This is a genomic window from Cytobacillus stercorigallinarum (assembly GCF_014836495.1).
In the GTDB taxonomy this organism is placed as follows: domain Bacteria; phylum Bacillota; class Bacilli; order Bacillales; family Cytobacillaceae; genus Cytobacillus; species Cytobacillus stercorigallinarum.
In genome coordinates this window covers 143,126-155,607 of sequence record NZ_JACSQT010000001.1, presented here as the reverse complement: position 1 = coordinate 155,607, position 12,482 = coordinate 143,126, and the positions used below count along the sequence as shown (strand labels likewise).

At 36.4% G+C, this 12,482-nt stretch carries 10 protein-coding genes; 2 read left to right on the top strand and 8 right to left on the bottom strand.

Going from position 1 to position 12,482, the window contains the following annotated elements; genetic code table 11:
• Nucleotides 1-181 precede the first annotated feature (181 nt).
• The 5 genes from rarD to hutG all read right to left on the bottom strand — a co-directional run bounded on the left by rarD (nucleotide 182) and on the right by hutG (nucleotide 6,940).
• Nucleotides 182-1,111, bottom strand: a complete 930-nt coding sequence (gene rarD / locus H9655_RS00790) for an EamA family transporter RarD (RefSeq protein WP_191809962.1) — start codon at nucleotides 1,109-1,111, stop codon at nucleotides 182-184.
• A gap of 85 nt (nucleotides 1,112-1,196) precedes the next feature.
• Entirely contained in the window at nucleotides 1,197-2,786 is a 1,590-nt protein-coding gene (locus H9655_RS00785) for an amidohydrolase (RefSeq protein WP_191809960.1), read from the bottom strand.
• A 114-nt stretch (nucleotides 2,787-2,900) separates the two neighbouring features.
• Nucleotides 2,901-4,487: an acyl-CoA synthetase MbcS gene (gene mbcS / locus H9655_RS00780; RefSeq protein WP_191809958.1), complete on the bottom strand. Its 1,587-nt coding sequence runs from the start codon at nucleotides 4,485-4,487 to the stop codon at nucleotides 2,901-2,903.
• 282 nt (nucleotides 4,488-4,769) lie between these two features.
• Nucleotides 4,770-5,975 carry a sodium/glutamate symporter gene (gene gltS / locus H9655_RS00775; protein ID WP_191809956.1) on the bottom strand — a complete coding sequence of 402 codons (1,206 nt, stop codon included), beginning with the start codon at nucleotides 5,973-5,975 and terminating at the stop codon, nucleotides 4,770-4,772.
• Nucleotides 5,972-6,940, bottom strand: a complete 969-nt coding sequence (hutG, locus tag H9655_RS00770; RefSeq protein WP_191809954.1) for a formimidoylglutamase — start codon at nucleotides 6,938-6,940, stop codon at nucleotides 5,972-5,974. Before hutG ends, gltS begins: the two co-directional genes overlap by 4 nt.
• A gap of 152 nt (nucleotides 6,941-7,092) precedes the next feature.
• Here hutG and H9655_RS00765 point away from each other — a divergent pair, with 152 nt between their 5' ends.
• Entirely contained in the window at nucleotides 7,093-7,977 is an 885-nt protein-coding gene (locus H9655_RS00765; RefSeq protein ID WP_191809952.1) for a LysR family transcriptional regulator, read from the top strand.
• A 53-nt stretch (nucleotides 7,978-8,030) separates the two neighbouring features.
• On the opposite strand, the gene H9655_RS00760 is transcribed toward H9655_RS00765, so the two are convergent.
• The 3 genes from H9655_RS00760 to H9655_RS00750 all read right to left on the bottom strand — a co-directional run bounded on the left by H9655_RS00760 (nucleotide 8,031) and on the right by H9655_RS00750 (nucleotide 10,695).
• Nucleotides 8,031-8,231 carry an alpha/beta-type small acid-soluble spore protein gene (locus tag H9655_RS00760; RefSeq protein WP_191809950.1) on the bottom strand — a complete coding sequence of 67 codons (201 nt, stop codon included), beginning with the start codon at nucleotides 8,229-8,231 and terminating at the stop codon, nucleotides 8,031-8,033.
• Nucleotides 8,232-8,347: 116 nt separating this feature from the next.
• Entirely contained in the window at nucleotides 8,348-9,553 is a 1,206-nt protein-coding gene (thiI, locus tag H9655_RS00755) for a tRNA uracil 4-sulfurtransferase ThiI (protein ID WP_191809947.1), read from the bottom strand.
• A complete protein-coding gene (locus tag H9655_RS00750; RefSeq protein ID WP_191809945.1) occupies nucleotides 9,553-10,695 on the bottom strand; it encodes a cysteine desulfurase family protein in 1,143 nt (380 codons plus the stop codon). Before H9655_RS00750 ends, thiI begins: the two co-directional genes overlap by 1 nt.
• A gap of 378 nt (nucleotides 10,696-11,073) precedes the next feature.
• Here H9655_RS00750 and brnQ point away from each other — a divergent pair, with 378 nt between their 5' ends.
• On the top strand, nucleotides 11,074-12,417 hold the full coding sequence (gene brnQ, locus H9655_RS00745) for a branched-chain amino acid transport system II carrier protein (RefSeq protein WP_191809943.1): 1,344 nt from the start codon (nucleotides 11,074-11,076) through the stop codon (nucleotides 12,415-12,417).
• The last annotated feature ends 65 nt before the right edge of the window (nucleotides 12,418-12,482 follow it).

The window sequence follows — 12,482 nt, the reverse complement described above, 5'->3', positions numbered from 1 at the left end:
CAAAATGAACGCGATAGAGAGGTAACCAAAATGAAAGCCGTTGAAATTTTATTATCTTAAAATTTCAACGGCTTTATTCTAAAATGGGATGCAATAGTTGATATCCACCATACTTTAGCGACCTTAACGCAAGAAGATCTCGGCATAGACCTAAGAAGAGATATTAGAACCAGCCGCTTCTTCACATCCCTATTTGTTTTCCTCTAGCTATTTTACTTTCCCATAATAAAACCCACTTTGTACGGGATAAAGAATAAATAGTCAGCGAAATCCATATAAACAAAAAGGATAAGAAATGTGCTTTAGAGAAATATTCACCATATACAAACACACCTAAAACAAGCATGATCGTTGGCGCAATATATTGTAAAAACCCTACCATTGAAAGAGGAATTCGTTGGACTCCGTTAGCAAAAAGCAATAATGGTACGGCTGTTGCTACTCCAGCGCCAATCAATAAATAATCTAAACCAACGTTTCCATGAAACAGCATCTGTTTTTGCTGCCCAAACAAACTACCCATATATAGTAAAGCAATTGGCGTAATAACCATCGTTTCAAGTGTAAGGCCAATGGCTGCATCTACTTTCACTATTTTTTTCGCTAACCCGTACAGTGCGAAGCTTAAAGCAAGTAAAAAGGAAACCCAAGGAAATGAACCATATGAAACAGTTAAAATAATCACACCAATGGCCGCTAGTGCGAAAGAAACATATTGAGAAATAGATAACCGCTCTTTGAAAACGACCATCCCTAGGAGCACACTAATCAACGGATTAATATAGTATCCCATGCTAGTTTCAATCATTTGTCCATTATTTACAGCCCATATAAAGATAAACCAATTCGCACTTACTAATAGAGAAGCGATAATTAGTCCGAACAACTGCTTCTTTGTTTGCCACAGTCCTTTTACAACAGTCATAAAAGTACGCAATTTACCTAAAAATAGCAATAAAATCAGCATAAAAACAAAGCTCCAAATAACCCGGTTAGCAAGTGTTTCGCCAGCACTAACCCCGCCTATTAACTTCCAATAAATCGGCAGTATTCCCCATAACACATACGATAAACCTGCATAAATTACACCTTGCTTAACATCTTGCGCCATTTTCTATCCTCAATTCTTTCTATATTCGAAATAAAATGTATTATACGCCTAAAAGAATGGAATAGACAATAGTTTTTAAACTATTTTAACTTTTTGTATAAACAATCTCGTCTGCTACCACAGTCATTTCAATAGTGATGTTGGGGATCTCTTGCACAGGGATGCTAAAAATATCTTCTTTTAAAATCGTAAAATCCGCTACAAATCCCTCTACAATCATCCCGCGTTCATGCTCATGACTACATGCATAAGCGCTTCCTCTCGTATACAACCACACCGCATTAAAAGGTGAAAGTGTTTGGTTGATATCATAAACCGTTTCATTCGAATCATTCACGTTTGTTCTGGTAACTGCTGCATGGATACCTAACAATGGACTTAGTGGTTCAATAGGCGCATCCGATCCACCTGCACATATTACACCCTCTTGCATGAGAGTACGCCAAGCATAGCACCATTTCATATGTTCTTCCCCAATTCGTTCAATTACCCAAGGAAAATCTGAGGAAACAAAACTCGGTTGAATATCAAGAACTAATGGTTGTTTTTTCGCTCGCTCAATAAGCTCTTCCCTTAATATTTGCGCATGGATGATTCGATCTCTATCTTTAGTATGCTGCGGATGTGCCTCTATTGCTGTTAGGGCCATTTCGAATGCTTGATCCCCAATCGCATGTATGGCAACAGGCATAGAATAAGAACGAGCTTTCTCTACTAAAGCATTTAGTTCCTCTTGCGTAAATATAGCTACTCCACTTGTTTCCTTATCATCTGCATATGGATGACTTAATAAAGCGGTTCTTCCGCCAAGGGCACCATCTGCAAATATTTTCATCGCACCAAATTCTATAAATGGATGAGGAGAAATCGCCTTCGCTTGTTGTTCATCTACCACCTCATGATGAACGAGTAAGTGTGCTCTAAACGGAAGCTTGGCATCTTTTATCACCGTTTTAAAAGTTTGATAGGTCTGTTCAAAGCCACCATAATAATTTAGGTCTTCTGTATGTCCTCCTGTAAGACCTAATCGATGTGCGTCACGAATAGCGGCTTTCATAGCTTTCATCATATAAGCATCAGTTACTGACGGTATCACAGATGTAATCAATTCTTGTGCTTGATCCTTTAATAAGCCATTCGGCTGCCCATCCTCATCTTTTTCAATTACACCACCTGAAGGACAGACTGTCTTTTTTGAGATACCCGCAAGCGCCATTGCCTTTGTATTCACACTAATCGCATGCCTACATACCCGTTTAAGCATGACAGGGTGATCATTTACCCATCTGTCTATATCACTAGCAACGATAGGTTCTGCTTCATCCCAGAGATTCTCATTCCAACCCTCTCCAATAATCCACTCACCAGGGTTGGCATCTTCACTATATTCTTTTAAAGCTTGTAAGCTCGCTTCTTTTGAAGTGAATTGCGATAAATCAAGACGAATAAGTTTTTCCCCATGTCCAATTAAGTGCATATGACTATCAACAAAGCCTGGGAGCATTACACTACCCTTTAAATCCACTAACTTCGTCAACTCATGCTGATAGAGCTGTCTCAATTCAGCTTCATTACCTGTTGCAATAATTCGCCCTTCTCTTGTAAAAACAGCTTCAACGTAATCATTTGCTGTTTGCATTGTATACACTTTTCCGCCAAACCAAAGTGTTCCCATTCCCTTTGACTCCTTTTATTATTTTTTCTACAGTATAACAAAAAAGCCCATTCTTCTATATCACTCAATATAAAAAAAGACAGAAGATTTTTATTTTCTTCTGTCTCTTTTATATTAGTTGGCCGTCGTCTTTGTAGCCTCTTGTTTTCGTAACTCTTTTCTCATAATTTTGCCTGAAGTTGTTTTTGGTAAATCTTTAACAAATTCAATCTTTCTTGGATATTTATACGGTGCTGTAAGCTCTTTAACATGCTGTTGTAAACTCGGAATTAAATTAGCGTCATTTTCATCGACATCCTCTTTTAAAACGATGAAGGCTTTGACAATCAAACCTCTGACTTCATCTGGACTGCCTACAACCGCACACTCTTTAACAGATGGATGCTTCACGAGCGCATCCTCAACTTCAAACGGTCCAATGGTATAACCTGAGCTAATGATAATATCATCACCGCGTCCTTCAAACCAAAAATAACCATCTTTATCCATCTTGGCTTTATCCCCTGTTATATAATAATCTCCACGGAATTGCATGGCCGTTCTTTCAGGGTCTTTATAATAATTTTTAAATAGTGCTGGCGTATCAACATGGACAGCGATATCCCCTACTTCACCTACTGAACATGGCCTGCCGTCTTCATTAATGATCTCTACTCTGTTACCTGGTGTTGGTTTTCCCATTGAACCCGGTCTTAACCCCATGCCTTTCGTGACACCTACAAGCAGTGTATTTTCCGTCTGTCCATATCCGTCTCTCACTTCAAGCCCGAAATGCTTTTCAAAAATATCAATGACTTCTCTGTTCAAAGGTTCTCCTGCTGAAACAGCACTATGAAGCTTTGATAAATTATATTGACCAATATGATCTACCTTTGCCATTAAGCGATATTCTGTAGGTGTACAGCAAAGCACATTGACTTCATAATCCTGCAAGAGTTGTAAATACTTTTTCGGTTCAAACTTTCCGTTATAAACAAACCCTGTTGCTCCTGAGCCTAATACAGAAAGAAACGGGCTCCATATCCATTTTTGCCAACCTGGACCTGCTGTTGCCCAGACAGTGTCCCCTTCCTCAATACCAAGCCAATGTGTAGCTGCAGTTCTTAAATGAGCAAATGCCCAACCATGGGTATGAACGACACCCTTTGGATTGCCTGTTGTTCCCGAAGTATACGAAAGAAAAGCCATATCGTCTTTCTTCGTTTCTACTATTCTAAACGACTCATTTGCTCTTTCCATTTCTTCATCTAAAGAAATCCATCCTTGCGCTTTTCCTCCAATAATGAACTTTGGAAGATTTTCTGCTTCTTTTATCTCGTTGAATTCTGATACATAAGGTTCGTAACTAACAATCGCTTTGACATCACCATGATTAATACGATATTGTAAGTCTTTAGTTTTTAACATTTCTGAGCTAGGGATGACAACCATTCCTGCTTTCAGCGCAGCTAAATATGTTTGATATGCTTCTACAAGACGAGGAATGATCACTAGAACAATATCGCCTTTTTCTAACCCTTTATCTACGAAAACGTTTCCAATTCTATTCGCTTTGTTCATTAATTGCTTATATGTAATTTCCTTTTTCTCACCCTGCTCATCTTCCCATTGAATCGCCAGTTTATCACTATTTTGTGCATAGTGCTCAACCTCTGAGACTAAATTATAAACCTCTGGTGCTAATAAATCCTCTCGTTTCATCCAAAAACCTCTCCTTTTCTCTAAATCTATGCGTCATTCTAGATGTTACTAATGATTATACTAAATTATTTAAATAATTAAAATAATTTCTCTCTCTATCTCATTGATTGATTGCCAAACACAAACTTACTTCCTTCAAAAACATAGTTAAATTCTCCTTAAGCGCTCTCTTTCTTTTTTCGCTTTATATTCTCTTAAAGATGCAAAAAAATCCGAGCAATATTATTCTCATTCGTTGAATTGAATAATTACTCGGATTCTTCTTACAATATATTTTCTTTTTTAAGATAATAAATTAATGCTCGTAATTATAATTGGCATTGCAAAGACATCGATGAGAAATGCCCCTACAATTGGTACAATTAAGAATGCTTTTGGCGAAGGTCCATATTTTTCAGTAATGGCAGACATATTCGCCATCGCATTAGGTGTTGCCCCAAGACCGTGTCCTGTAAATCCACCGACCATTACAGCAGCATCATAATCTTTTCCAAATACCTTAAATAGAACAAAGATAGAGAACAACACGATAAAGACCACTTGAATAAATACAATGAATAGCATTGGAAGAGCAAGGTCAGCAATCTCCCATAGTTTAATGCTCATCAGCGCCATTGAGAGGAATATACCTAATGTAATATCGCCAATAAAATTAATTGATTTCATATCAATGATGCGTCCATTTACTTTATCTACAATATTTCTTACGATTACAGCAACAAACATCGCTCCAACATAGCTTGGTAATACAAAACCTGTTGCTTCGGAAAATAATTCTCCTAATAATGATCCAACTGTCATACAAAAAGTAATAATGAGAACTTGAACCATAAAATGATTAGTAGAAGTTGGTAAATGATCTTTATCCTCTTCTAATGTAGTGGCAATTTCACTTGCTGAATCACTTGATTGTTTAGGTGTTAATTTGTATTTATTAATTAAATACTTAACTGTTGGCCCTCCAACTAAACCACCAGCTATTAAACCAAACGTAGCAGCAGCTAATCCAGTGGATAGTGCAGACTCTATTCCTAATTCTTCAATTGTTCCACCAAATGCCGTTGCAGCACCATGTCCACCTTCCATAGAAACGGCCCCCATCATGACACCTAGTAACGGTTCAAGACCAAGTGCGGTTGCTAGAGAAATCCCAATGGCATTCTGACATAAGGCAAGTACGCCACAGGCAATCCAGTAGAAGATAAGAAGCTTACCACCTAACTTCACTAATTTAAAACTAGCCCCTAAGCCAACCGTCGTAAAAAAGGTAAGCATAAAAATGCTTTGTAGTGATGTATCTAATTCAATATTCATTAACCCTGTTTGTTTTAAAATTAAAATAAGTAAAGCAAATAATAATCCGCCCACAACTGGAGCAGGTATACAATAACGATTTAACCAAGGCACCTTTTTTATTAATATGTTACCGATTAACAAAAGGGCGACAGCAAGAAATAATGTTGAAATTGAATCTAAAGTGATGTTCATCTCTTTGTCCTCCTGTGAAATGCACTGATTGCTTCACTCACCAATTGAGCTGCAACTGCTGCTGTTTGTCCATCTCTGTCTAATGAAGGATTAACTTCGGAGATATCAAACGAAATCGTCTTATCATTATGTGTAACCCATCGAACAAGTTCCCTTACTTCAAATGGAGTTAAGCCGAATGGAGATGGCGCACTTACACCTGGTGCGTAGGCAGAATTAACAGCATCCATGCACAGTGTTAACAAGCACACATCACATTCTTTAATAAAATCATTAATTACTTGTTTGGTTTGATTTAAACCTTCTGCATGAATGGTTTCTTCTAAAATATAGGTGACACCCAGTTTGGAGGCAGTCTCGAAAAGGGAAGCTGTATTCCCCTGTTTTTGTATGCCAATGCATAAATAATTTGCATTTTCGTCTTGATCTAATATTTGTTTAAACATCGTACCCGATGAAGGCGCTTCATCATATGATCGTAAATCAAAATGTGCGTCAATATTTATAATACCTAATTTCTTCTGTTTACTTATCGATTTTCTAACACCTAAGTAATGACCGTATAGCGTCTCATGACCACCACCTAATATGATAGGTGTAGATTTTTCATTTAGAATCAAGCTAACAAAATCCCCTAATTCTGCTTGTGCTTCTTCCAACTGCTGATGATCACAAACCACATTACCAAAATCATAAATATTGGTATCAACATCATATGGAAAAGGTAATTTAGCAACTGCTTTTTTTATGGCATTTGGTCCCTCTTTTGCTCCTAGTCTACCGTTGTTTCTTCTTACCCCTTCTTCACTTTCGAAACCAATCATTCCATAGCTAGATCTTTGCATTTTACAGCTCGGGGTGAGAAGATTTTCCGTTTTAATAACCTGATGGTATCTAAAACTCTTTCGATCCTCTAAAGAGTCAATTCTGCCTATCCATTGGTCTTTCCTTCCTTGACTGTACATTGCGAACTCCCTCACTTTTATTAAATTTCTGATTTTTTAGAGTGGATATATTTAAAAGTATCGTATAAAAAAAGTATATAAAGAGTTATGCTATAATGACCAATACCAAATATATATATATCTATAGCTTTTAACTATAAGCAGGTGAAAAAATGGACATAAGGAAATTAAATTATTTTATCACAGTAGCTGAGGAGAAGAGTTTTTCTAAGGCAGCACAAATTTTACATATATCACAGCCGTCATTAAGTAATGCCATTATAAAATTAGAAAATGATTTAAAGATGGAGCTATTCAAACGAGATACAAGAAGTATATATTTGACAGATATCGGAAAGGTTTTTTATCAAAGAGCTCTACATATAGTAAGGCAATTCGAACATTTTCAACTAGAAGTGGCAGAGATGGCCGAAACTGGTGATGGTCATATTAATATTGGTATTATTGAATCTGCCAAGTTTTGGCTATTCAAAGTCATAAAGGATTTTAAAATTACCTACCCTGATATACACTTTCAATTTAATGAAGTGCTTGGCCAAAAAGAAGTTATTTCTTCCATATTAGAAGGAGATGTGCATTTTACCATTACCAATCAACCTATGCATAATCAATTAATAACTTCACATCCGCTTTATCATGAGCCCTTTATGTTAGCTGTTTATGAAACACATCCACTTGCTCGTGAAACTTCTGTAAAGCTCACTGATATTGCTAATCAAACATTTATTATTAGTCGTGAGGGTTTCCAGACCAGAGGAGATGTGCTACAAGCTTTTATGAAGGAACAGCTTTATCCAAAAATTGAATATGAAATCGAACGCTTAGAAACTGCTTGTAAAATGGTTGAAGAAGGTTTAGGTGTGACTATATTACCTAAAAGCTACTTAGATTATAACCCTACCCCTCATATTATTGGCTTGCCCATTGATTCTATTTTTCTTAATAGAACCGTTTATCTTGCTTATCTGAAAGACAGATCCATGACGCCTGCCATTCAAAAACTGTTAAACAACATACGTCAATTTGATGTTTTTTAAATAGAAAAAAGGGCGAAGTGATTACTCCGCCCTTTTGTAGCCATCATATTAAATTATTTTTGGAAACCACCTAATTGTTGTTCAGCCATTTGAACTAAACGTTTAGTGATTTCTCCACCAACTGAACCGTTAGCACGAGAAGTAGTTTCTCCACCAAGGTTTACACCAAATTCAGTTGCGATTTCGTATTTCATTTGATCAAGAGCTTGTTGTACACCAGGTACTACAAGATTATTTGAGTTGTTGTTTGCCATGTGATTTCACCTCCTTGTGAGTATAGAATGTGTAGAATCACATGGCACTATGCAATAAATATTTGGTAATTGTTGCATTTATATTACTGATTGTCATCTATTTGTAATAAAGAGCGTTAAAAAAGATCTTCCATCTCTTTTTCTATGTTTGAATTCGGCATAATAACAAGTTTTTCGGTATTTTCAACCGCTTTTTGAATATACGGCTCGAAGTCTGTATAGCTTTCAAAATGTTGAACTTTTTCAAGCTTCGGCTTCGTTTTAGGTGAAGAAGGTACAAATACAGTACAACAATCCTCAAATGGACGAATAGATATGTCATGCGTGTCAATATTCTGGGCAATATCGATAATATCTGCTTTATCCATCATAATAAGCGGCCTTAAAATCGGTGTGCTAACCACCTCATTAATAGCATACATACTTTCCATCGTTTGACTAGCAACTTGTCCAAGACTCTCACCAGTAATAATGGATAATCCTTGATATTTTTCTCGAAGAGCGTCAGTTATTCTAAGCATTAACCTTCTTGTCGTTGTCATTGTATAGTTATCAGGTATTTGTTTCTGAATCAGCTGCTGAATCTCAGTAAAAGGAACAATATGAAGTGCCACACCACCATTAATTCGAGAGAGCTTTTCCGCTAGATCAATGACTTTTTGTTTTGATCTTTCACTTGTAAATGGAGGGCTATAAAAATGAACCGCCTCGACTTCAATTCCTCTTTTCATGGATAGATAGCCTGCGACAGGGCTGTCAATCCCACCAGATAACATAAGCATACCTTTCCCGCTTGAACCAGCTGGTAATCCACCGGCGCCTTTAATATTCTCACATGAAATATAGCTTGCTTCTTTTCTCACTTCAATGACTAAATTTATACTTGGTTTCTTCACATCAACTGGGATAGTGGGCATATTTTGTAAAATATGTGCACCAAATGCTTGGTTGATACCAAAAGTATCTAATGCAAAACTTTTATCTGCTCTTTTCGCAGTAATTTTGAACGTATCGCCTTCTTGATATACCTTTTGCATTAATTGTAATGCCTTTTCCTTCATTGTTTCTAAATCTTTTTCTACCTTTAACACGGGACTAAAAGATTGGATACCAAAGACACCCTTCAATCTTTCAATAATCTCTTCATGTGGCTGGTCATTAAGCAGAACAAACATGCGATCTCTTTGCCCCTCGACCTTGATTTCAGGAAAATCATGTAAGACTCTCTTTACACTTTTTCTTAATTTATCTATAAAATTTTTACGGTTTCTTCCTTTAGTTGAAATTTCCCCATAACGAATTAATATTCTATCGTATTTCATTAAACCTTCATTACCTTTCTCAGTTGAAATATAGTATTTTTCACTGCATGAATAAATTTTTCTACTTCATCAGCAGTTGTTTGATAGCTCAAACTAACTCTCACTGCACTCAAAGCAATTTCTTCTTTTATACCCATTGCAAGTAATGTACTACTCGCATGAGCATGCTTAGATGAACACGCACTAGTAGTAGAGATATAAATATCATTCTCTTCTAAGGCATGAACAAAAACCTCTGACTTAAAACCTTTAACAGAGAAATTAAGAATATGTGGCGCTGTCGCTTTTATTGGCGTATGGATAATGACATCTTCTATCTCATCCAATGCTATTCTCATTTGATTCATTAAACTAGGGAGGTTAGAGCTAGAATTGAATTGATCATTTGTCATCCTCAACGCTTTAGCCATCGCGACAATTCCACCTGTATTTTCTGTTCCGCTCCTTAATTCACTTTCTTGGTTGCCACCAGCAAGGAGTGGTATTAAGGATACACCTTGCCGTAAATATAAAAGACCCGTACCCTTTAAACCATGAAATTTATGGCTTGACATTGTACATGCATCAATACCATATTCATATAACCCCAGAGGGACTTTACCTACTGATTGAACCGCATCTACATGAAAGAAAACCTTAGGATATTCCTTTAATAATGTTCCAATTGCTTTAATCGGTTGGATGGTACCTATTTCATTATTGACATGCATAACCGAGACAAGAATCGTTTCTTCCCTAATAGCTATCTGTAAATCATGTAAAGAAATTCTGCCATCCTCATCTACAGGTAGATACGTCACTTCAAAGCCTTCTTTTTCTAACTGCTTCATTGTCTCAATAACAGAAGGGTGTTCGATGGTTGTTGTAATTAAATGGTTGCCACGATTCTGATATTGTTTTGCAATTCCCTTAATTGCCATATTATTACCTTCCGTACCACCAGAAGTAAACAGCAATTCTTTTTCTTTTACTTTAAGCAATTGTGCTATCTGTCTTCTCGCTTGTTGCAGTAGTTTTTCAGCTTTCTCACCAACGCCATGGAGGGAGGATGGATTACCAAAAAAGGTAGAAGAAACTTTTACAAACGCATCAATTACTTCTTTATATGGTTGAGTTGTTGCACTATTATCTAGATAAATCATTACGGCTCCTCCTTGAAGAACACTTATGCAATTTTTAATCATAGCATAATTTTGGCTGAGATAGAAATGTTATTTGTATAAGAAGAAATGAAATTTTACTATTTTGTAAAAACAAATTATTACGATACACAACAAAAAAATTTTTTGTGTATTAATACAGATTTTACTTTATCATTTTGGGTATTTAATTTATAATGAAAATAATTGGTTAAAAAAAACTCCGAAAAATCTAATCCTTTCAAAGTTTACCACCGTTATTTCAATATACCCAAAATTGCAACATTTTTATAATTCGACACAGTTCGTCAAAAGCATGGTACTATAGTTTCGGTTGAAAATTTTAGTGACTATTGACGAGCGACTTAGGGGGTAAATTGTATGAATAATAACACACTTTCATTCAAACAAATCTTTTCAATAGGTTTAATGCTCTTTGCTCTATTCTTCGGAGCAGGGAATATGATCTTTCCACCATTTTTGGGACAAGAAGCTGGTACTTCCTTATGGGTTGCAATTATTGGTTTTCTGATTACTGGTGTCGGACTACCGCTCATTGCTGTGATTGCAATTGCAAAATCTGGGGATGTACAAACAATGGCAAATCGAGTTCACCCATTGTATGGATTGATCTTTACTGTGGCAATGTATTTAGTCATTGGCCCACTATTTGCTATTCCTCGTACAGGAACCGTATCTTATGAGATAGGGATATTGCCGTTTTTATCTGAAAACGCTGCCAATTCGATTTGGCCACTTTTAATATTCTCTATCGTTTTCTTTGTGATTACGACTTTATTAGCCATGAATCCAGGTAAGCTTGTAGATGTAATCGGTAACATTTTAACGCCACTACTTCTAATTATTCTAGCTGTAATTGTAATAAAAGCGATTATTTCACCGATAGGAGACCCTCAAGCTCCAACAGGCGCATATGTAGATAGTGCCTTCTTTAAAGGCTTTATCGAAGGGTACTTGACAATGGATACGATTGCCGCTCTTGTCTTTGGTATTATCGTTATCAGTTCAATAAAAGGCTTCGGTGTTACAAAGAAAGCTTCTATTACTAAGATTTGTATTGCCGCGGGACTTATTGCCGCAGCTGGTCTAGCAATTATTTATGTAGCACTTGCTTATATTGGTTCTACATCTCCAAATACATTAGGTGTACAACCAAATGGTGGAGCGTTATTATCAGTAGCCGCCCAATTTTTATTTGGCTCTGCAGGTGGTTATATTCTCGGGTTTGCGATTATTTTTGCTTGCTTAACAACAGCCGTGGGATTAATTTCATCTTGCGCAGCCTACTTTAATAAAATTGTACCACGTGTTTCTTATAAAAAGTTCGTTATAATTTTTTCAATTTTTAGTATGGCGATAGCAAATGTTGGGTTAACGCAATTAATTAATATCTCAGTACCAGTGCTAACGTTCCTTTATCCATTAGCTATTGTGCTTATTTTACTCTCACTTATAAACAATGTATTTAAAGGGGCATCTATTGTTTATATTTGTGCACTCATTCCAACAGGAATAATTAGCATAATAGATGGATTAAATGCAGCTGGCCTAGGGAGCGAAGGACTAAATCAATCGCTTTCTATCTTGCCGTTATTTAGTGTAGGTATTGGATGGCTTGTCCCTGCAATCATTGGTGCAATTGTTGGTTTTATTATCGCTCTCAATACAAACCCGAAAGAACAGTTACAAACTCAAGAAGATTAAAAAAAAAGAAATAGTCACTAAAAAAAGCGAAGGAAAAGGGGCCTTCGCTTTTTTCTTGTGTGATA